The following is a 19,857-nucleotide window of genomic DNA, read 5'->3' on the forward strand; positions in this document are numbered from 1 at the left end:
GGAGCTTGCTCCCGCTGGGCTGCGTAGCAGACCCGAAAAGCTTGTGAGCGCTGCGCACTCAAGCGGGAGCAAGCTCCCTCGCCACAATAGATGGAAGGCCGCAGGCAAAAAAAGACCCCGCTCAGTCAGGCTGAGCGGGGTCTTTTTGTTTCCGCTACGCCTTACGGACGCTTGCGATTGCTGATCAGCGTGCCCACACCAGTGTCGGTGAAGATTTCCAGCAGGATCGCGTTCGGTACGCGACCGTCGATGATCAGCGAGCTGCCAACGCCACCCTGAACCGCTTCCAGTGCGCAACGGATCTTCGGCAGCATGCCGCCGTAGATGGTGCCGTCGGCGATCAGATCGTCGACCTGCTGGGTGCTCAGGCCGGTCAACACGGTGCCGGACTTGTCCATCAGGCCGGCGATGTTGGTCAGCAGCATCAGCTTCTCGGCTTTCAGCGCTTCGGCGACTTTACCGGCCACCAGGTCGGCGTTGATGTTGTACGACTCGCCGTTCTCACCGACGCCGATCGGCGCGATCACCGGGATGAAGTTGCCTTTGACCAGCAGGTTCAGCAGCTCGGTGTTGATCCCGACCACTTCGCCCACCTGACCGATGTCGATGATTTCCGGCTGGGTCATCTCCGGGGTCTGGCGGGTGACGGTCAGTTTCTTCGCACGAATCAGCCCGGCGTCTTTACCGGTCAGGCCGATGGCACTGCCGCCGTGACGGTTGATCAGGTTGACGATGCTTTTGTTGACCTGACCGCCGAGGACCATTTCCACCACGTCCATGGTCGCGGCGTCGGTGACGCGCATGCCATCGACGAAGTGGCTTTCGATCGACAGGCGCTTGAGCAGATCACCGATCTGCGGGCCGCCGCCGTGAACCACCACCGGGTTGATGCCCACGGCTTTCATCAAGACGATGTCGCGGGCGAAGCCGGTTTTCAGCTCCTCGCTTTCCATCGCGTTGCCGCCGTATTTGATCACCAGGGTCTTGCCGACATAACGTCGGATGTAAGGCAACGCTTCGGACAGGACCTGGGCGGTGTGGGCGGCGGCTTCGCGTTCGAGGGTCATTCAGGGCTCCGGGTGAATCAGAACGGTAGTTGGAGATCAGGTGCAACGCGTTTCAGTTGGGCGTGGAACACAGCCTTGATACGCGCAAGTTCTGCCTCGTCATCGGCCTCGAAACGCAGCACCAGCACCGGTGTGGTGTTGGAGGCGCGCACCAGGCCCCAGCCTTTGGCGTAATCGACTCGCACGCCGTCGATGGTGGTCAGGTCGGCGCCTGCGCCCCACTGTGCGTCGTGCAGTGCATCAATGATGCTGAATTTGCTCTCTTCGGTCACATGGATATTGATTTCCGGCGTAGAAATATCGTTCGGGAAGGTCGCAAACAGCTCTTCGGCGGTGGATTTTTCCTTGCTGAGGATCTCCAGCAGCCGTGCGGCGCTGTAGATACCGTCGTCGAAACCGAACCAGCGTTCCTTGAAGAAGATGTGGCCGCTCATCTCACCGGCCAATAGAGCACCGGATTGTTTCATTTTCTTTTTGATCAACGAGTGACCGGTCTTCCACATTAGCGGGCGACCGCCGTATTCCTTGATCAGCGGCACCAGACGGCGGGTGCATTTGACGTCGAAGATGATTTCCGCGTCCGGGTTGCGCGCCACCACGTCGCGGGCGAACAGCATCAGCAGGCGATCCGGGTAGACGATGCTGCCGGTATTGGTCACCACGCCGACGCGGTCGCCGTCACCGTCGAAGGCCAGGCCGAGGTCGGCGTTGGTTTCCTTGACCTTGGCGATCAGGTCGACGAGGTTTTCGGGCTTGCCCGGGTCCGGGTGATGGTTGGGGAAGTTGCCGTCGACTTCGCAGAACAGCGGAATGACTTCGCAGTTCAGCGCTTCGATCAGTTGCGGGGCAATCACGCCGGCCGCGCCGTTGCCGCAGTCGACCACGACTTTCAGGCGTCGGGCCAGTTTGACGTCCTTGACGATTTCGGTGGTGTAGCGGTCAAGGATTTCGACCTGGGTCACGCTGCCCTGACCGCTGGTCAGGTCATTGGTCTTGATGCGCTCGTGCAGCACCTGGATCTGCTCGTTGGCCAGGGTGTCGCCGGCGATCACGATCTTGAAGCCGTTGTAGTTCGACGGGTTATGGCTGCCGGTGAGCATTACCCCAGACTTGCCGGCCAATACGTTCGCCGCGTAATACAGCGCAGGCGTCGGGACCAGGCCGACGTCGCTGACGTGGCAGCCGCTCTCGGCGATACCGCGGATCAGTTCTGCAACCAGCTCCGGGCCGGACAGGCGACCGTCGCGACCGACGGAAACATTCGGTTCACCTTGGGCCAGGCTCTGTGAGCCGATGGCGCGGCCGATCCAGTAAGCGGTTTCGGCATTGAGGAATTCCGGCACGGTGCCGCGAATGTCATAGGCGCGGAAGATGCTGTCGGGAAGCTTCGGGGCGATCTTGGCGGGGGTGCTCATCTGCACAAATGCTCCATCTCGAAAGTGGCGGGACACACCGACGATTCACTCGGCGGCAGGCTCAAACTGAAGGGTATGACGGCGTTTTCCGCAGAGAGTTCGTGGTGTGAAAGGGCCATGACGCCTCGTCTGGCGTGGCCTGCGGCCGGCAAAACCTTGATTTTCGGTGCTAAAACCTGCTGCCGAAAAAGCACAAATTTTGTGGTGAGGGGATTTATCCCCGATGGCTGCGCAGCAGATCCAAAAGCCTTGGGGCCGCTTCGCAGCCCATCGGGGATAAATCCCCTCGCCACAATAATATTTCAGGGTTATTTAGTGCCGGTATGGCCAAATCCGCCCGCGCCGCGTTCGGTTTCGACGAACTCTTCAACCATTTCGAAATGCGCCTGCACCACCGGCACCAGCACCAGTTGCGCCAGACGCTCGCCGACTGTCATGGTGAAGTCGCTCTGGCCACGGTTCCAGCAGGACACCATCAGCGGGCCCTGATAATCCGAGTCGATCAGGCCGACGAGGTTGCCGAGCACGATGCCGTGCTTATGGCCCATGCCCGAGCGCGGCAGGATCAGCGCGGCGAGGTTCGGGTCGCCGATGTACACCGACAGACCGGTTGGGATCAGCACGGTTTCACCCGGTTTGATCACGATGTCCTGTTCCAGCATGGCGCGCAGGTCGAGGCCAGCGGAGCCCGGGGTGGCGTATTGCGGCAGCGGGAATTCGGTACCGATGCGTGGGTCGAGGATCTTGGCTTGCAAAGCGTGCATGTAAATTAAACCTGGTTCAGACGTTCGGCGATAAAAGTGACCAGTTGGCGAGCGATCTTGCTCTTGCTGGTCTGGGCGAAAACAGTGGCATGAAGCTCACGGTCGATCACGCTGCAGGCGTTTTCTTCGCTGTTGAATCCGATGCTCGGGTTGGCGACGTCGTTGGCGACGATCAAATCGAGATTCTTGTCTTTCAGCTTGCGTGCAGCGTAGTCGAGCAGGTGTTCGGTCTCGGCGGCGAAGCCGACACTGAACGGACGGTCGGGACGGGTCGCGATGGTGGCCAGGATGTCCGGGTTACGCACCATTTGCAGGACGAAGCCGTCGCCGCTTGTAGGGTCTTTCTTGAGTTTTTGCGGGGCAACGACTTCCGGACGGTAGTCCGCCACCGCTGCCGAGGCGATGAACACATCACACGGGATGGCCGACTCGCACGCTGCGAGCATGTCGCGGGCACTGACCACGTCGATACACGTGACGCGATCCGGCGTCGGCAGGTGTACCGGGCCGCTGATCAGGGTCACGCGGGCGCCGGCTTCCACCGCGGCTTCGGCCAGAGCGAAGCCCATTTTCCCGGAGCTGTGGTTGGTGATGTAGCGCACCGGGTCGATGTTTTCCTGGGTCGGGCCGGCGGTGATCACCACGTGCTTGCCGGTCAGCGCCTGACGCTGGAAGCAGTCCGCCGCGCACTGCGCCAGATCGGTGGCTTCCATCATCCGGCCCATGCCGACGTCGCCGCAGGCCTGGCTGCCAGAGGCCGGGCCGAAAGTCTTCAGGCCACGGCTTTCAAGGAGTTGCAGGTTGGCCTGGGTTGCCGGATCGCGCCACATCGCCTGATTCATTGCTGGCGCGACGGCCACCACGGCGTCGGTAGCAAGAACCAAAGTGGTCAGCAAATCATTGGCGATGCCTTGGGCCAAACGGGCGATCAGGTCGGCGGTGGCCGGGGCGATCAACACCAGATCGGCCCATTTGGCCAGTTCGATGTGGCCCATCGCCGCTTCGGCGGCCGGGTCGAGCAAGTCGAGGTGAACCGGGTGCCCGGACAGGGCCTGCATGGTCAGCGGGGTGATGAACTCGGCGCCGCCATGGGTCATGACCACACGCACTTCGGCGCCCTGGTCGATCAGGCGACGAACCAGATCGGCGCTCTTGTAGGCCGCAATGCCGCCGCCGACGCCCAGAACGATGCGTTTCCGATACAGCCGCTGCATAGGTCTGCCTTTACATTTCGTGGGTGACATACGTGGCGAAACCCCCTCCCCAGGGTGAATTCGCCCGCAAAAAAGATGGGCTACGATATCACAGCGACCGCTACGGAACAGCGGTGCCCACAGACAAGGAAGGTGTATGAGTATTCGCGATTGGCCTGCGGCGGAGCGGCCGCGGGAGAAGCTGCTTGAACAGGGCTCGGGAAGTCTTTCGGACGCCGAGTTGCTGGCGATTTTTCTTCGAACCGGGGTCACGGGAAAAAGCGCGGTGGATCTGGCGCGACACCTGTTGACGCAATTCGGCAGCCTGCGCGCGTTGCTGGAGGCCGATCTTGCGGCGTTCAGCGGACAGTTGGGATTGGGGCCTGCGAAATTCGCGCAGTTGCAGGCGGTGCTGGAAATGGGGCGGCGACATCTGGCCGAGCGCATGCGTAAAAAACCGGCGCTGGAGAATCCGCAGGCAGTTCGGGACTATCTGAAATCCATGCTGCGTCACGAGCCGCACGAGGTGTTTGGCTGCCTGTTTCTTGATTCCAAGCATCAGGTGCTGACGTTCGAGGCACTGTTTCGCGGCTCGATCGACAACACCAGCGTGCATCCCCGGGAAGTGGTGAAACGCTCATTGGCCAACAACGCGGCGGCGGTGATTCTCTGCCATAACCACCCGTCGGGGAACAGCGATCCGAGCCAGGCGGACCGCCAACTGACCAAGCGCTTGCAGAAGGCTCTGGACCTGATTGATGTGCGGGTGCTGGATCACTTCATCATTGGCGACGGCGAGCCGCTGTCGATGGCGGAGTGTGGCTGGATGTAGCTTTCAACAACAAACACCAACCCCTGTGGGAGCGGGCTTGCTCGCGAAGGCGATGTGTCAGTCAATAAGAGTTTGGCTGATCCGACGCCTTCGCGAGCAAGCCCGCTCCCACAGGTGAATTGTGTTGTGACGGGTTATTTCAGGGTGACCTTCGAGTAGTCCTGCCGGCCAAACGGGCTGACGGAATAACCCTGCACATCCTTGCGCGTCAGTGCATAGGCGGTCGGGTGTGCCAGCGGCAACCACAGCGCCTGCTGCTGAATCTGCGCCTGTGCCTGTTCGTACAGTTTGGTGCGCACGCCTTGCTCACTGGTGGTCTTGCCGGCGCTGATCAGTTTGTCCAGGTCGGCATTGCAGTAGCGGGCGAAGTTGGTGCCGGATTTGACCGCCGCGCAGGAAAACTGCGGCGTGAGGAAGTTGTCCGGATCGCCGTTGTCGCCGGCCCAGCCCATGAACAGCAGGTCATGCTCGCCAGCCTTGGCGCGGCGAATCAGTTCGCCCCACTCGATCACGCGGATTTCCGCCTGAATGCCGATTTCCGCCAGATCTGATTGCAGCAACTGCGCGCCCAGACTCGGGTTCGGGTTGAGCAGACTGCCGGACGGACGCGTCCAGATGGTGGTCTGGAAGCCGTCCTTGAGTCCGGCCTTGGCCAGCAACGCCTTGGCTTTGGCCACGTCGTGCGGATAGCCCGGCAGGTTCTTCGCGTAGCTCCAGGTGTTCGGCGGGTAAGGGCCATTGGCGGGTTCGGCGGTGTCTTCGAACACGGCTTTGACGTAGTTGGCCTTGTCGAAGGCGAGGTTGATCGCCTGGCGCACTTCTGGTTTGTCCAGTGGTGGGTGCTGGCTGTTGATGCCGACGAAAGCGGTCATGAAGGCGTCAGTCTTTTCTACTTTCAGCGTCGGCTCTTCCTGCGCAGCCTTCACGTCCAGCGGTTTTGGCGACAGGGCGATCTGGCACTCGTTGCGCCGCAGCTTTTGCAGGCGCACGTTGGCGTCCGGGGTGATGGCGAAGATCAGCGGGTCGACCGCCGGCTTGCCGCCGAAATAGTCCGGGTTGGCCTTGTAGCGCACCGAGGCGTCTTTCTGGAAGCGCGTGAAGATGAACGGACCGGTGCCGATCGGCTGGCTGTTGAGCTTGTCGGTCGCGTCGGCCTTGAGCAACTTGTCGGCGTACTCGGCGGAATAGATGGAGGCGAAGCCCATGCTCAGGGTCGCGAGGAACGTCGAGTCCGGGTGGTCGAGGGTAAAGCGCACGGTCAGCGGGTCAAGCGCGTCGATCTTCTTGATCAGCGCCGGCAACTGCATGGACTGGGCGTGCGGGAAGCCGCTTTGCGCCACTTTGTGCCATGGGTTGGCTGGATCGAGCATGCGGTCGAAGCTGAATTTGACGTCTTCGGCGCTCAGCGTACGGGTCGGCTTGAAATAGTCAGTGCTGTGAAACTTCACCTGCGGGTGCAGCTTGAACACATAAGTCAGGCCGTCGGTGCTGACTTCCCAGCTGTCGGCCAGGCTCGGCACGACTTTGCCGCTGGCGGTGTCGAAGTCCACCAGGCGATTCATCAGCACGTCGGCCGAGGCATTAGTGGTGGTGAGCGAGTTATATTGCACCACGTCGAACCCTTCAGGGCTGGCCTCGGTGCACACACTCAGGGCGGCAGCCTGGGCCAGGGGGCTCAGCAGAAGCGGGGCGAGCAACAGGGGTAGGGCAGCGAGGCGCATGGTCGGCTTCCTTTACAGATCGAAGGCCATCTGCAGGTGCAGTCTGGAAAAGGGTTACCCTAGAGGGCTGGATTGCAAATGACTATCCCCTTTTTGCATTTTTGGGGCAGCCCAGTGACGTTTTTCAGACCGCGGTGCACGAGGAAAAGTCGGAAACGTCTGTTAGAGCGGTTTTCTGCGACGAGTGGTCAAAACTCGCCTCAGCCTTTATCCAAAGCGTCTGCAGGCGGAAAATGCGCCTTTTTACCGGTCGATTGCACATCCATTGTTGTTGCACCCCGGTCTTTCTGGTATAAAGCAGCGCTCTTTTCTAGGGGCCCGGTTCCTTCACTGTAGGTGTAGCCGGTAAGACCTCTAAAGAAACGCGGCGCCTGGCGCCAAATGACTGAGAGATTAAGCGGCCAACCCATGCCGGGTTGGGCATGTGGTTTTAGAGGGCTGAGGCATGTCGAGAGTATGTCAAGTTACCGGTAAGGGTCCGGTAACCGGGAATAACATTTCCCACGCAAACAACAAAACCCGTCGTCGTTTCCTGCCGAACCTGCAGCATCACCGCTTCTGGGTTGAAGAAGAGAAACGTTTTGTGCGTCTGCGCGTATCTGCCAAAGGCATGCGCATCATCGACAAGCGTGGCATCAGTGTCGTGCTCGCCGAACTTCGCCGCGATGGCAAGATTTAAGGGAGCTAATCATGCGTGAATTGATTCGTTTGATCTCGAGCGCCGGTACTGGTCACTTCTACACTACCGACAAGAACAAGCGTACTACTCCGGACAAAATCGAGATCAAGAAATATGATCCGGTTGTTCGCAAGCACGTGATCTACAAGGAAGGCAAAATCAAGTAATTGATTTTTCCCGACTTACGAAAAAGGCCCGTATCTCACGATACGGGCCTTTTTTGTTGGCTCGGATTTCTGTGGTGTCTGGCCGGGCCTCATCGCGAGCAGGCTCACTCCTACATTGGAATGCGGTCACCTGTAGGAGTGAGCCTGCTCGCGATGGGGCCGGATCAGCCAGCGAAAATCCTCAGGCCTTCTGTTCGAAGATCACATAGATCTTGCGGCAAGCCTCCAGCACTTCCCAGGTACCACGGAAACCGGCCGGAATCACAAAGCGGTCGCCAACACGCAAGGTCTTGGCATTTCCATCGCTGTCACGCAGCACCGAAACCCCTTGCAGGATTTCGCAGTATTCATGCTCGGTGTAGTTCACCGTCCACTGCCCGACCGCACCTTCCCACACGCCAACACCCATTTGCCCACAAGGGCTGTCGTACTGATTGAACACCGCTTGCTCTGGGTCGCCCTTGAGCACTTTGGCCGGGTCCGGGCGATAGCGTTCGGCTTCGCTGCTGGTCAGGCTGATATCGACGACGTTCTGGATGTTCATTGTTGTTTTCTCCCGTGATGACGGCGCGGTGGCTTGAAAGGGCCAAAGTCTATGTTTATTAAAATGAACACCGCAAGGCCGTATGGCGCGCTTATGTCAAATATATTGAAACAACCCCGGTCGCTGGTTTAGGGTGGCGGGTGCCTTGGGCCGAAAAAGCAGGCCGGCCGGGCAGCATTCCTGAAGACGACCGCGAAGAACGCGGCGCTCTATTCAACAAGAGGAGGACACTCGAATGACCACCCTGACTCGTGCCGATTGGGAACAACGTGCTCGCGACCTGAAGATCGAAGGCCGCGCCTACCTCAACGGCGAATACACCGACGCCGTCTCCGGCGAGACCTTCGAGTGCATCAGCCCGGTCGATGGCCGTCTGCTGGGCAAGATCGCCAGCTGTGACGCCGCCGACGCCCAGCGCGCCGTGGAAAACGCTCGTGCCACGTTCAATTCCGGCGTCTGGTCGCGCCTGGCGCCGAGCAAACGCAAAGCCACCATGATTCGTTTCGCCAGCCTGCTCAAGCAGCACGCTGAAGAACTGGCGCTGCTCGAAACCCTCGACATGGGCAAGCCGATCAGCGATTCGCTGTACATCGACGTCCCGGGCGCGGCGCAAGCGCTGAGCTGGAGCGGTGAGGCGATCGACAAGATCTACGACGAAGTCGCCGCCACTCCGCACGATCAACTGGGTCTGGTGACCCGCGAGCCGGTGGGCGTGGTCGGCGCCATCGTGCCGTGGAACTTCCCGCTGATGATGGCCTGCTGGAAACTTGGCCCGGCGCTGTCGACCGGTAACTCGGTGATCCTCAAGCCGTCGGAAAAATCCCCGCTGACCGCGATTCGCATCGCTGCGCTGGCCGTTGAGGCCGGCATTCCGAAAGGCGTGCTCAACGTGCTGCCGGGCTACGGCCACACCGTCGGCAAGGCGCTGGCGCTGCACAATGACGTCGACACGCTGGTGTTCACCGGTTCGACCAAGATCGCCAAGCAGCTGATGATCTACTCCGGCGAATCGAACATGAAGCGCGTGTGGCTGGAAGCCGGCGGCAAGAGCCCGAACATCGTCTTCGCCGATGCGCCGGACCTGCAAGCCGCTGCCGAATCCGCCGCCAGCGCCATCGCCTTCAACCAGGGCGAAGTCTGCACCGCCGGTTCGCGTCTGCTGGTCGAACGCTCGATCAAGGACAAATTCCTGCCGATGGTGATCGAGGCGCTGAAAGCCTGGAAGCCGGGCAATCCGCTGGACCCGGCAACCAATGTCGGTGCGCTGGTCGATACCCAGCAGATGAACACCGTGCTGTCGTACATCGAATCCGGTCACACCGACGGCGCCAAACTGGTGGCGGGCGGCAAGCGCATCCTCCAGGAAACCGGTGGCACTTACGTCGAGCCGACGATTTTCGACGGCGTGAGCAACGCGATGAAGATCGCTCAGGAAGAGATTTTCGGCCCGGTGCTGTCGGTCATCGCCTTCGATACCGCCGAAGAAGCGATCCAGATCGCCAACGACACGCCGTACGGCCTGGCCGCTGCGGTATGGACTCAGGACATCTCCAAGGCGCACCTGACTGCCAAAGCACTGCGCGCCGGCAGCGTGTGGGTCAACCAGTACGACGGCGGCGACATGACCGCACCGTTCGGCGGCTTCAAGCAGTCGGGCAACGGTCGCGACAAGTCGCTGCACGCGTTCGACAAATACACCGAGCTGAAGGCGACGTGGATCAAGCTGTAAGCCGTTAGCGGGAGCCTGATTCGTTCAGGCTTTCGAACTTACGGAGATCCCCTGTGGGAGCAAGTCTCTGTGGTGAGGGGATTTATCCCCGATCGGCTGCGAAGCAGTCGCAAAACCAGTGCATGCGAGGGTGCAGGTTTTGAGGTCGCTGCGCGACCTGTCGGGGATGAATCCCCTCACCACAGGGTTTGCTCCCACATTTGATTTTGTGGCGCACATAAGAATATCCACAGGAGCGTGGACCATGCGTTGGGCGACGTATTTCGCCGTGTTGGCGTCTGTCTTGAGTGTCGGCCTGGCCCTGGGGGTCAGCATGCCGCTGGTGTCGTTGCGTCTGGAGAGCTGGGGTTACGGCTCTTTCGCCATCGGCGTGATGGCGGCGATGCCGGCGATTGGCGTATTGCTGGGCGCGAAGATTTCCAGTCATCTGGCGGCACGTTTCGGCACCGCGAACCTCATGCGTCTTTGCCTGTGGGCCGGGGCGTTGTCGATCGGCTTGCTCGCGCTGTTGCCGAGTTATCCGGTCTGGCTGGTGCTGCGCCTGATGATTGGGGTGATCCTGACCATCGTATTCATCCTCGGCGAGAGCTGGATCAATCAACTGGTCGTCGAACACTGGCGCGGTCGTCTCGTCGCTCTGTATGGCAGCAGCTATGCGCTGAGCCAACTGTCTGGTCCGCTGCTGCTGGGTGCGCTAGGCACTGAGCATGATTATGGTTTCTGGGTCGGTGTCGGGCTGCTGACAGTCTCGCCATTGCTGTTGATGGGCCGCAGCGGTGCGCCGAGCAGTGAAGCCAGCAGTGTGACGTTCAGCGATCTGTGGGGTTTTGCCCGGGAGCTGCCGGCGATTGCCTGGGCGGTGTCACTGTTCGCCGCGTTCGAAGCGATGATCCTCACGCTGTTGCCGGTGTATTGCCTGCAACAGGGCTTCACCGCCGAGATTGCGTTGGCGATGGTCAGCACGGTGGTGGTCGGCGACGCACTGTTGCAACTGCCGATCGGCGCGCTGGCAGATTACCTGTCGCGGCGCACGTTGTTCGCCGGTTGCGCAGTGATCCTGATGCTGTCGAGTCTGGCGATTCCGCTGTTGATCGACACGCTGCTGATCTGGCCGTTGTGGGTGTTGTTCGGCGCCAGTGCCGGTGGCCTGTTCACCTTGTCACTGATTCTGATCGGCGAGCGTTATCGCGACGATGCGCTGGTGCGGGCCAATGCGCACATTGCGCAGCTGTGGGGTGTGGGCTGTCTGATCGGGCCGTTGCTGGCGGGGGCGGGCAGTCAGTGGATCAGCGGGCATGCGTTGCCGTTGTTGATGGCGGCGGGGGCGTTTGGATTGGTGATTCTACTGATGCGTCAGGGGGCATTCGGCACAGTGGCCGAGCCTGCTTAAGTCAGCTCTTAAAGCGAAAGAATTCTTGTGGTGAGGGAGCTTGCTCCCGCTGGGCTGCGCAGCGGCCCCAAAGACTTCGTGAGCGCTGCGCACTCAGGCGGGAGCAAGCTCCCTCGCCACAAATGAGTTTTCAATTCGACTACAGCATCCGCTCCAGGCCGACAGTGGTGCTGAACCACGCATTGAAGCGCCGCCACCAACTCCCCGGTTCCTTGCTCAGCGTGTGTATTTGGCCGTTGTCCTCGGTCACCCAGACGATCTCGCCATCCTGCAGTTTCGCCTGATAACTCAGAGCCGGCGCCATGCCTTGCAGCGCCAGTTCGCGCACGTGTTCGGCCAGTTCCTGGCTGTCCACCAGAACCCCGACTTCGGTGTTCCACAGCACTGAGCGCGGATCGAAGTTGAACGAGCCGATGAATGCTTTCTGCCGATCAAAAATCATCGCCTTGCTGTGCAGGCTGGAATCCGAACCACGGAAAGACTTGCTGTAGAACAGATGTGGACCGCTGCCATAGTTATCCCCAGGCTGACGGCGCAGCTCATACAGTTTCACCCCGTGCTCCAGCAGCGCCTTGCGATACGGCGCGTAACCGCCGTGCACCGCTGGCACATCGGTGGCTTCCAGCGAGTTGGTCAGCAGGCTCACCGAGACCCCGGCGTCGGCGCGCCCGGTCAGGTACACCAGCCCCGGCTGGCCGGGCACGAAGTACGCCGAGATCATGATCAGCTCTTTGCTGACGCCGCGCAGTTCCGGCGCCAGTTGTGTGGTCAGCAGCAGTTGCGGGTCCGGTTCGTCCTTGGCCAGCACCTTGCTCGGCGCATCCCACAGCGCCTGGTTCCAGGCCCAGATCAGTTCCTTGCGCCAGATGTCCATGCGTGGCGCGGTCTTGAACGTCATCAACTGTTGATACAGCGCGTGATTCTGTTTACGGGTTTCATCCAGCGACTCTTCCAGGCGCGTGCGGGTGTTCTGCAGGTCTTTGGCGCTTGGTTTGCTGGAGAGGAATTCGTTGATCGGCTTGCTCAGCGCGCTGTTCCAGTACTGGTCGAAACTGTGCCCGAGCTGCTCTGCCACCGGGCCGACACTGAGCATGTCGATGTCGGTGAAATTCAGATTCGGCTCGGCATCGAAATACTCGTCGCCCAGATTGCGCCCGCCAACGATGGCCACGCTGTTGTCCGCCAGGAACAGTTTGTTGTGCATGCGCCGGTGTTGCAGCGACAGGTTGAACAGGCGTCCGGCAGCGCGGGTAACGCCGGTGCTGCGGCCCAGGTGCAGCGGATTGAACAGGCGGATCTGGATCTGTGGATGCGCCGCCAGCGTGGCGATGATCGTGTCGAGGCCGTCGCTGGTGGTGTCGTCGAGCAGGATGCGTACGCGCACGCCGCGGTCGGCGGCCTTGAGCAGTTCTTCCACCAGCATCCGCGTGCTGACGCCGTCATGGACGATGTAGTACTGCAAGTCGAGGCTGGTTTGCGCATTGCGAATCAGCTCGGCGCGGGCGGTGAAGGCTTCTGTGCTGTTGGACAGCAAGCGGAAGCCGGAACGGCCCTGCCAGGGCGCTGCCTGGGTCTGAATCGAGCGACCGAATGCGGAGCCCGCGGCCGGCAACGCCTGGCTGGGTTCGCGCGGCGCATCGAGGGTGGCGCAACCACTGGCCAACGAGCACAACACACAGACAGCGAGCAATTTTTTTCCGGGTCGCACGTTGGTTTCTCGGCTGGAGGCAGGGGGTGACGGAGTATGGCACGCAGAGGATTTCCAAGACCGTTTCCGGCGGATCCTCGCCACACTGTGTAAACAATTAGTCGTTCAAAAGTAGGAATGAGTTCGCCTGTGGTTTTGGACTATTTGTTTTGTTGTTTTTTCAGCTCTTGGTCGGCGCCGATTCCTACATACGGATCCTGCAAAAAACGAAATCATCGCCCCGGTGTTCAGCGTCTTGTGAAGGCAATGCGCTGAACAACTGCCATTGATCAATAACCGATGAAGTAGGGACTGATGAAAAAAACAACATGGATGGCAGCCGTCGCGGCTGCAGTATTACCCACCCTGGTGGTCGCCGAGAGCGTGGATCTGAGCGTGATCGGAACCATTATTCCGACCTCGTGCATCCCTGCATTTGCCGGTGGCGGCACGGTAGATTTGCGCAAGATATCCGCAGCCACCCTGAACAAGACCACGCAGACGCTGCTGCCGACCCACGACATTTCGCTGCACATCAACTGTGATGCAGAGGCATCGGTCGAGGTGTCGGTCAGAGACAATCGTACAGCCACCAAATTGCCGGGCATCAACGATGGTGCGGGTAATAACGATCCGGCTTTGTTCTACGGCCTGGGTGAAATCAACGGCATCCGTATCGGCGGATTTGCGCTGCGTCACGGTCGTCCGGAAGCCGACGGTGCGCCGCAGACTCTGATGACACGCACTCTGGCAGCACCGGCGTGGCAACTGCCTGCTTCGCCGCTGGTGGGCAATGCCCCGGCGCTCTACTCATGGGGTTCCGGCGTGGCAGCTGGCCCGGTCGCGGCCCGTCACCACGGGTTTCCGATGAGCCTGTTGCCGATCATCGGCCCGAGCAACGCGCTGCCGATCACCAGCGAGATCCCGCTCGATGGCTCGGTGACCTTCGAGATGTTCTACCTCTGATCGTCAGAACCCGGCCATTACCGGGTTCTTTCAGGTTCATTCAGCGCGCCCTTTGCCGGGTGCGCTGCCCCCTGCGGAGCAATACCGATGCCGATTTCAATGTGCCGCCCAGGCTTGCGGGCGTTGCCACTGTGCCTGCTCGTCTTGATTTTGATGCCCGGGGTTCACGCTGCCGGAATGGTGCCGCAAACCCCTGTGCTGGTGGTGGATGAGGGTGTCGGTGAAGCGACGATGAATGTGCGAAACACCGAAACGCGTCCGGCCCTGCTGCACACCACGGTCGAAAATATCGAGCCGCACGATCAACTGCTGTTGCTGTTCAGTCCGCCGATTGCTCGTGTCGAGCCCGGTTCGGTGCAGCAGGTACGGTTCATGTTGCAGAGCGCCGAACCATTGCAGACCGAGCGTCTGAAACGGGTGATTTTTGAGGGGATCAATCCTCTGGCAGGTGTCGACGGTGCCCGGGTCAATCTGGGTGTTCGGCAAAACCTGCCGGTGATCCTGCGCCCCGCCGGTCTGCCAGTGGAGCGCGAGCCATGGAAACGCCTGAGCTGGTCAGCCACGGCTGAAGGTTTGCTGGTCAGTAATCCCAGTCCTTACGTGGTGCGACTGGCTAAAGCGATTGTTCCGCTGCCGGGCACGCAGGCGGTGGATCTGCCGCGTACCTGGATCCTGCCAGGGGAGCGCCTGTCTGTCGGGTTGCCGTTGAACGTGACAGTGCGAACCATGGCAGTGCGGATCTTTCCGGCGACCACATATGGCTTTGCGGTCGATCACTTTGATGCCCCGGTTACGCACTGATGCGCACGTGTGCCCGTCAGGGACTGGCACTGCTGATGGCGAATGCGATCGGCATGACGATGGCCAGTGAAGGGGTGGAATTCGATGCGCAGGTGCTTCGCGAGCGCGGGCTCGACCCCGCATTGGCTGAGTACTTTCGCCAAGCACCGCGTTTCTCCCAAGGCACATGGCTGGTCGCGCTTGAGGTCAATGGACAGCCACGGGGGCGGGTGTTCGTGACATTCAATGAACAGGGCGAGCCGTGCCTGCAACCGGCCTTGCTCAAGGCTGCTGGTGTGCGCGCGCAAGCGGCTTTGCCCCCCGTTCAACCGCAGCAGTGCCTGACGCTGGGCGAAGGTCTGCCAGCGTCCACCGTTGCATTGCATCCCGGCAAGGAACAGATCGACCTGCTGCTGCCGACGGACCTGTTGGCATTGCCGGAATTTCAGCCACGCAGTTTCGCCAATGGCGGAGTGGGCGGCGTGTTCAACTACGATGTTTTGGTCATGGGCAGCCAGCACGAGGGGCAACGTAGCGATTTTCGCAGGCTGGGTTCGGAGTTCGGCCTGAATGCCGGCAACTGGGTCTTGCGCAGTCGCCAGTCCTATACGCAGTTGCCCGACAGCACGCGTTTCGAGCATCTGTATGCCTATGGCACGCGCACTCTGGAAGCTTACGAAGCCAACGTGCAGATCGGCCAGTTGAACTTGCAGTCGCCATTGTTCGCCGGCGAATCGTTCAACGGAGTGCAGATTCTGCCGGAAGGTGCGTTCGCGCAAATGCGCGCAGCACAGGAGGGTGCACGTGGCGAGGTCGAGGGCATTGCCTGGTCGCCATCGCGAATCGAAGTCCGGCAGAACGGCGTGCTGATCTACACCACACTGGTTCCCGGCGGCCCCTTCACCTTGCGCGCGCTGCCGTTGTTGAGCAACCAGCTCGACCTCGAAGTCAGCGTGCACGAGCAGGAAGGGCAAGTGCGGCGTTTTCGCGTCCCGGCAGCCAGCCTGCAGGATCCACAATTCGATCGCGCCGACGGCTTCAATCTGGCGCTTGGCACGGTGCGACGCCAGGGTTCGGATGATCGTCAGGCGCCGTCATTTGCCACCCTTGGCCGAGAGTGGAGTCTGTCACGAGCGTTGCGCGTGAGCGGCGGGTTCCTCGGTGGGGCGGATTATCTGTCGGCAGGCTGGGGGCTGCAGCGTCAATGGCCGGGCAATCTGAGCACCGGTGTGCGCCAGGTGTTGTCCAGCGATCGAGACACAGGCATTGCAGGTCATGAGGTGCAAATGACCGTCAGTGCCGTGTTGTCGCCGAATCTGTCCACCAGTGTGGTTGCGGTGCACCGTGGCAAGGGCTTTCGCAGCCTGTCGGACACCGGCTGGAGCCAGCAGCAGGGACGGGCCGACGCCTCCGGGCGCGATCACTGGACATTTTCGCTCAACGGTACTGTCGAGCGCTGGGGGGCATTCGGCATGACCTGGTCGCGCTACACCAGCGTGGACGAGCCACCCAACATGCGCCTGGGATTGTCCTGGTCGCAGACACTGCCCGCGCGCATCAGCCTGTCGTTGAGTCTGGAGCGGGGGATCGGCGATGCCGACGCGAGGCAGCGGGGCACCTCGGTCTATCTGACGGCCGGGATGCCATTGGGCGATCAGCGCAGGGCTCGCAGCTACCTGCGCAGCGATCCGCGATCCGGGATGCGCCGTGGCGTGTCGATGAGCGAAGTGCTCAGTGAAACCCTGGCCTATAGCGCCAGTGCCGAACAGCGTGAAGCTGCGGCGCCATCGCTGGGTTTGCGGGTCAACGCACTGGCGCATTACACCAGTCTGGATCTGGGCCTGAACCAGCGAGCCGGGGCCAGCGAATTCGACCTGGGGCTGCGCGGCGGCATGGCGTTGCATCGCGACGGTGTGACGCTGTCGCCGTATCCACTGCGCGAGACCTTTGCCGTGCTCAAGGCTGGCGACCGTGCGGGTCTGAAGCTGTACACGCCGCAAGGCCCGGTGTGGACGGATGGATTGGGCCGGGCGGTGGTGGCGAGTTTGCCGGCCTATTCCACAGCCCGGCTGGAAGTCGATCCGTTGAGTTTGCCGCGCAACGTCGAGGTGCTCGACGGTTATCAGGAGGTCGAGGCCGGGCGTGGCTCGGTTCAGCATATGGATTTTTCCATCACCCGCGTGCGGCGTGTGCTGTTGAAGGCCAGGACGCTTGACCGGCAATGGTTGCCCAGTGGACTCGCCGTACACAACGGGCAAGGCGAATACGTGACCACGGTGCTTGAGGCCGGGGCGATCTTTCTGCCGGACATCAAACCCGGTCAGTCGCTGCGGGTGCAACTGTCGGATAGCGCGCACTGCGACCTGCAATTCAATCTGGCTGAAGCGCCGGACGAGCAAGCATTGATCGAGCCCGTCGACGCGCTCTGTCAGCCTTTGAACCTTACATGACCGAGTTATTGCGCATGCATCGATGGATTGTCCTGATCACGCTGGCATCGTTGGCATCGACCTCGGTCATGGCCAGCGAGGCCTGCCAGATGACGCTCTCACCGAGCGCGGTGGACTATGGCGTTTCGACGCGGGCGGAGCTGCTCGCCCGGCCATCGGGCAATGACGGCAGTTTTGGTGTGCGCACGGTTCATCTACGGATTCAATGTCCGGCTGCGCGCGCGATCAGGTGGTCCTTTGCTGCCCCGAGCAGCGATGCGCTGCATTACCGCTGGGCACCGGGACGGTTGCAGATACGCATTGTGGCAGCGCGTCTGGATGGCGCGCCGGTGCAATGGCAGCGCGATGATGGCGAGGCGGGCCTGTTGCAGCCTGGCGATCGCATCACCGCCTGGCGCTCTGGCAGCCTCGCCGCCGGGCGCCATCTGGAGGTGGAGCTGGAAATCGAAGCCCGCGTCAGTGATGCCTCAAGTCGTGTCGCCAACCTTCAGCGACTTGAGGGATTCGGTACGTTTCAGCTGGAATGATCAGGCTTCGGCCAGCAGTTTGATCGCCGCCGCGCCGACCTTGCGCACCGCCTCTTCGATCTGTGGTGTCGGTTTCGCCGCGTAGTTCATCCGCAGACAATTGCGGTACTTGCCCGAGGCGGAAAAGATGCTGCCGACGGCAATCTGTACGCCCTGATCGTGCAGCGCGCGATTGAGTTTCAGCGTATCGAAACCCTCCGGCAATTCGACCCACAACATGAAGCTGCCCTGTGGACGACTGGCGCGGGTCCCGACCGGGAAGTAGCGGGTAACCCAGTCGATCATCGCGTCACGATTGCGTTGGTATTGGCTGCGCATCCGCCGCAAGTGCGGTTCGAAATGGCCACCCTTGAGAAATTCGGCGATGGCGATCTGCGGCTGCGGTGCGGTGGAACCGGTGCTGATGTATTTCATGTGCAGCACCCGTTCCAGATAACGACCCGGCGCGACCCAGCCGATGCGCAGGCCTGGGGCCAAGGTCTTGGAAAACGAGCTGCACAGCAGCACTCGACCATCTTCGTCGAAGGACTTGATCGTGCGCGGACGCGGGTAGGTGTAGGCCAGCTCGCCATACACATCGTCCTCGATGATCGCCACGTCGAAACGCTGTGCCAAGTTGAGCAGGGCGCGCTTGCGCGACTCCGGCATGATGTAGCCGAGCGGGTTGTTGCAGTTGGGGGTGATCTGGATGACCTTGATCGGCCATTGCTCCAGCGCCAGTTCCAGCGCTTCGAGGCTAATGCCGGTCAGCGGATCGGTGGGGATTTCCAGGGCTTTCATGCCCAGGCCCTTGAGCGTTTGCATGGCGCCGTGGAAGCTCGGCGAATCCACCGCGACGATGTCGCCCGGTTCGCAGATTGCGTGGATGCTGGTGGACAGTGCTTCGTGGCAACCGGTGGTGATCACCAGGTCGCTGGCGCTCAACTGGCAGCCGGAATCGAGCATCAACCGGGCGATCTGTTCGCGCAGTTCAAGGGTGCCGTGGATGTTGTCGTAATACAGACCGGGCATGTCCTGGCGTCGGCTGATCCGCGCCAGTCCGCGCAACAGCGGTTTCATCGTTGGCGTGGTCACGTCGGGCATGCCCCGACCCAGTTGCACCACGTCCTTGCGTGGCACCGCACGAATCAGCTCCAGCACCTGATCCCACTGCGAAATCTCCACCGGTCGCTGCGCCGGACGCCCGACTGCGGGCAGCTCCGGCAGCTCGCGACCCACCGGCACGAAGTAGCCGGACTTGGGTTTCGGCGTTGCCAGACCGCTGTCCTCAAGCATGCGATAGGCCTGCTGCACCGTGCTGAGGCTGACCCCGTGTTCTACGCTCAAGGCACGCACCGAAGGCAGGCGATCGCCAGGACGGTAGAAGCCTTGTTCGATGCGGGTGCCGAGCAGTTCGGCGAGGTTCACATACAGGGTCATGGCACTGCCTCGATGCAGGTGATTCGTTAAACCAGTACAGATGCAGCAAAAATCGGTAATTCAGTCTCAGGAATGGCAAATCTGTATGGAGTTAATACAGATGTGTTGAATCTGTAATGCTTTTGCCGACCCGCGCATCATGGAATCTCTGGCTACCCAAGTAAACAGGAGCAACAAAAATGAACGGCTTGAGCGATGTGCGGCTGACGTTACGCAGTCAGGAACTGGCGGCAGGGCAGGAGGACAGTGCATGGAATAGCGCCATGCGTAACGCGCCATCCGGCCTGAGTCGCTGGGGCCTGTTCTGGCATCGTCTGCACACGCGCAAGGCGCTTATGAATCTGACGCCGGAGCAGCTCAAGGACGTCGGGTTGACCCGGGAGCAGGCAAATGAAGAGGGGTTGAAGCCGTTCTGGCGGATCTGAACGTTTTAGCGCCTGTTTCGGCCCCTTCGCGAGCAAGCCCGCTCCCACATTCGACCGTGTTCTCAAGGTGGAGCGCGGTCACCTGTGGGAGCGGGCTTGCTC

General features: G+C 61.1%; 17 protein-coding genes and 1 pseudogene. 10 read left to right on the forward strand and 8 right to left on the reverse strand.

Annotated features, from left to right (window positions below):
• Window positions 1-161: 161 nt before the first annotated feature.
• From argB to coaBC, 4 genes and pseudogenes are all read right to left on the reverse strand, one after another.
• Window positions 162-1,067, reverse strand: coding sequence for an acetylglutamate kinase (gene argB, locus QMX91_RS18310; RefSeq protein ID WP_003229488.1), 906 nt, complete (start codon window positions 1,065-1,067; stop codon window positions 162-164).
• 17 nt (window positions 1,068-1,084) lie between these two features.
• A pseudogene (locus tag QMX91_RS18315) lies at window positions 1,085-2,482 on the reverse strand (phosphomannomutase/phosphoglucomutase); the annotation flags it as partial.
• A gap of 308 nt (window positions 2,483-2,790) precedes the next feature.
• The gene (dut, locus tag QMX91_RS18320) at window positions 2,791-3,246 is read right to left on the reverse strand and encodes a dUTP diphosphatase (protein ID WP_003229483.1); all 456 of its coding nucleotides are present in this window, start codon (window positions 3,244-3,246) and stop codon (window positions 2,791-2,793) included.
• Window positions 3,247-3,251: 5 nt separating this feature from the next.
• Window positions 3,252-4,460, reverse strand: coding sequence for a bifunctional phosphopantothenoylcysteine decarboxylase/phosphopantothenate--cysteine ligase CoaBC (coaBC, locus tag QMX91_RS18325; RefSeq protein WP_282413152.1), 1,209 nt, complete (start codon window positions 4,458-4,460; stop codon window positions 3,252-3,254).
• Between the two features lie 136 nt (window positions 4,461-4,596).
• Here coaBC and radC point away from each other — a divergent pair, with 136 nt between their 5' ends.
• Window positions 4,597-5,271, forward strand: coding sequence for a DNA repair protein RadC (gene radC / locus QMX91_RS18330; RefSeq protein ID WP_098966267.1), 675 nt, complete (start codon window positions 4,597-4,599; stop codon window positions 5,269-5,271).
• A 134-nt stretch (window positions 5,272-5,405) separates the two neighbouring features.
• On the opposite strand, the gene QMX91_RS18335 is transcribed toward radC, so the two are convergent.
• Entirely contained in the window at window positions 5,406-6,992 is a 1,587-nt protein-coding gene (locus QMX91_RS18335; RefSeq protein ID WP_247839643.1) for an ABC transporter substrate-binding protein, read from the reverse strand.
• 445 nt (window positions 6,993-7,437) lie between these two features.
• Here QMX91_RS18335 and rpmB point away from each other — a divergent pair, with 445 nt between their 5' ends.
• Together rpmB and rpmG are read left to right on the forward strand one after the other, a co-directional pair.
• Entirely contained in the window at window positions 7,438-7,671 is a 234-nt protein-coding gene (gene rpmB, locus QMX91_RS18340) for a 50S ribosomal protein L28 (protein ID WP_003229474.1), read from the forward strand.
• Window positions 7,672-7,682: 11 nt separating this feature from the next.
• Window positions 7,683-7,838: a 50S ribosomal protein L33 gene (gene rpmG / locus QMX91_RS18345; protein ID WP_003177274.1), complete on the forward strand. Its 156-nt coding sequence runs from the start codon at window positions 7,683-7,685 to the stop codon at window positions 7,836-7,838.
• 181 nt (window positions 7,839-8,019) lie between these two features.
• Here rpmG and QMX91_RS18350 read toward each other — a convergent pair whose 3' ends face one another.
• Window positions 8,020-8,382, reverse strand: a complete 363-nt coding sequence (locus QMX91_RS18350) for a cupin domain-containing protein (protein WP_097089496.1) — start codon at window positions 8,380-8,382, stop codon at window positions 8,020-8,022.
• A gap of 235 nt (window positions 8,383-8,617) precedes the next feature.
• Between QMX91_RS18350 and QMX91_RS18355 the strand changes: the two genes are divergently transcribed.
• Entirely contained in the window at window positions 8,618-10,111 is a 1,494-nt protein-coding gene (locus QMX91_RS18355; RefSeq protein WP_210556330.1) for an aldehyde dehydrogenase, read from the forward strand.
• A 244-nt stretch (window positions 10,112-10,355) separates the two neighbouring features.
• Window positions 10,356-11,501, forward strand: a complete 1,146-nt coding sequence (locus QMX91_RS18360; protein ID WP_098966265.1) for an MFS transporter — start codon at window positions 10,356-10,358, stop codon at window positions 11,499-11,501.
• 139 nt (window positions 11,502-11,640) lie between these two features.
• Here the strand turns inward: QMX91_RS18360 and QMX91_RS18365 are convergent, their stop codons facing one another.
• Window positions 11,641-13,209, reverse strand: coding sequence for a phospholipase D family protein (locus QMX91_RS18365; RefSeq protein ID WP_282413153.1), 1,569 nt, complete (start codon window positions 13,207-13,209; stop codon window positions 11,641-11,643).
• Between the two features lie 294 nt (window positions 13,210-13,503).
• Between QMX91_RS18365 and QMX91_RS18370 the strand changes: the two genes are divergently transcribed.
• The 4 genes from QMX91_RS18370 to QMX91_RS18385 all read left to right on the forward strand — a co-directional run bounded on the left by QMX91_RS18370 (window position 13,504) and on the right by QMX91_RS18385 (window position 17,911).
• A complete protein-coding gene (locus tag QMX91_RS18370) occupies window positions 13,504-14,154 on the forward strand; it encodes a DUF1120 domain-containing protein (protein ID WP_098966262.1) in 651 nt (216 codons plus the stop codon).
• An 87-nt stretch (window positions 14,155-14,241) separates the two neighbouring features.
• Window positions 14,242-14,955, forward strand: coding sequence for a fimbria/pilus chaperone family protein (locus QMX91_RS18375; protein WP_282413154.1), 714 nt, complete (start codon window positions 14,242-14,244; stop codon window positions 14,953-14,955).
• Window positions 14,955-17,384 (forward strand): fimbria/pilus outer membrane usher protein, encoded by a 2,430-nt coding sequence (locus QMX91_RS18380; protein WP_282413155.1) that lies wholly within the window; start codon window positions 14,955-14,957, stop codon window positions 17,382-17,384. Before QMX91_RS18375 ends, QMX91_RS18380 begins: the two co-directional genes overlap by 1 nt.
• Window positions 17,381-17,911, forward strand: a complete 531-nt coding sequence (locus tag QMX91_RS18385) for a hypothetical protein (RefSeq protein ID WP_134784982.1) — start codon at window positions 17,381-17,383, stop codon at window positions 17,909-17,911. The genes QMX91_RS18380 and QMX91_RS18385 overlap by 4 nt, the downstream gene beginning before the upstream one ends.
• Here QMX91_RS18385 and QMX91_RS18390 read toward each other — a convergent pair whose 3' ends face one another.
• The gene (locus QMX91_RS18390) at window positions 17,912-19,330 is read right to left on the reverse strand and encodes a PLP-dependent aminotransferase family protein (protein WP_134784981.1); all 1,419 of its coding nucleotides are present in this window, start codon (window positions 19,328-19,330) and stop codon (window positions 17,912-17,914) included. It lies immediately after the preceding gene.
• 179 nt (window positions 19,331-19,509) lie between these two features.
• On the opposite strand from QMX91_RS18390, the gene QMX91_RS18395 reads away from it, so the two are divergent.
• Window positions 19,510-19,755, forward strand: coding sequence for a DUF1127 domain-containing protein (locus QMX91_RS18395; protein WP_134784980.1), 246 nt, complete (start codon window positions 19,510-19,512; stop codon window positions 19,753-19,755).
• Window positions 19,756-19,857: the final 102 nt, after the last annotated feature.

Source organism: Pseudomonas sp. PS01299 (assembly GCF_029960145.1).
In the GTDB taxonomy this organism is placed as follows: domain Bacteria; phylum Pseudomonadota; class Gammaproteobacteria; order Pseudomonadales; family Pseudomonadaceae; genus Aquipseudomonas; species Aquipseudomonas putida_A.

Excerpts from the sequence above, each read along its gene's own strand:
- QMX91_RS18390 (WP_134784981.1), bottom strand. The coding sequence starts at position 19,330 with ATGACCCTGTATGTGAACCTCGCCGAACTGCTCGGCACCCGCATCGAA.
- QMX91_RS18335 (WP_247839643.1), bottom strand. The coding sequence starts at position 6,992 with ATGCGCCTCGCTGCCCTACCCCTGTTGCTCGCCCCGCTTCTGCTGAGC.
- coaBC (WP_282413152.1), bottom strand. The coding sequence starts at position 4,460 with ATGCAGCGGCTGTATCGGAAACGCATCGTTCTGGGCGTCGGCGGCGGC.
- QMX91_RS18380 (WP_282413155.1), top strand. The coding sequence starts at position 14,955 with ATGCGCACGTGTGCCCGTCAGGGACTGGCACTGCTGATGGCGAATGCG.
- QMX91_RS18375 (WP_282413154.1), top strand. The coding sequence starts at position 14,242 with ATGCCGATTTCAATGTGCCGCCCAGGCTTGCGGGCGTTGCCACTGTGC.
- QMX91_RS18370 (WP_098966262.1), top strand. The coding sequence starts at position 13,504 with ATGAAAAAAACAACATGGATGGCAGCCGTCGCGGCTGCAGTATTACCC.
- QMX91_RS18385 (WP_134784982.1), top strand. The coding sequence starts at position 17,381 with ATGACCGAGTTATTGCGCATGCATCGATGGATTGTCCTGATCACGCTG.
- argB (WP_003229488.1), bottom strand. The coding sequence starts at position 1,067 with ATGACCCTCGAACGCGAAGCCGCCGCCCACACCGCCCAGGTCCTGTCC.
- rpmB (WP_003229474.1), top strand. The coding sequence starts at position 7,438 with ATGTCGAGAGTATGTCAAGTTACCGGTAAGGGTCCGGTAACCGGGAAT.
- dut (WP_003229483.1), bottom strand. The coding sequence starts at position 3,246 with ATGCACGCTTTGCAAGCCAAGATCCTCGACCCACGCATCGGTACCGAA.
- radC (WP_098966267.1), top strand. The coding sequence starts at position 4,597 with ATGAGTATTCGCGATTGGCCTGCGGCGGAGCGGCCGCGGGAGAAGCTG.
- QMX91_RS18350 (WP_097089496.1), bottom strand. The coding sequence starts at position 8,382 with ATGAACATCCAGAACGTCGTCGATATCAGCCTGACCAGCAGCGAAGCC.
- rpmG (WP_003177274.1), top strand. The coding sequence starts at position 7,683 with ATGCGTGAATTGATTCGTTTGATCTCGAGCGCCGGTACTGGTCACTTC.
- QMX91_RS18355 (WP_210556330.1), top strand. The coding sequence starts at position 8,618 with ATGACCACCCTGACTCGTGCCGATTGGGAACAACGTGCTCGCGACCTG.
- QMX91_RS18360 (WP_098966265.1), top strand. The coding sequence starts at position 10,356 with ATGCGTTGGGCGACGTATTTCGCCGTGTTGGCGTCTGTCTTGAGTGTC.
- QMX91_RS18395 (WP_134784980.1), top strand. The coding sequence starts at position 19,510 with ATGAACGGCTTGAGCGATGTGCGGCTGACGTTACGCAGTCAGGAACTG.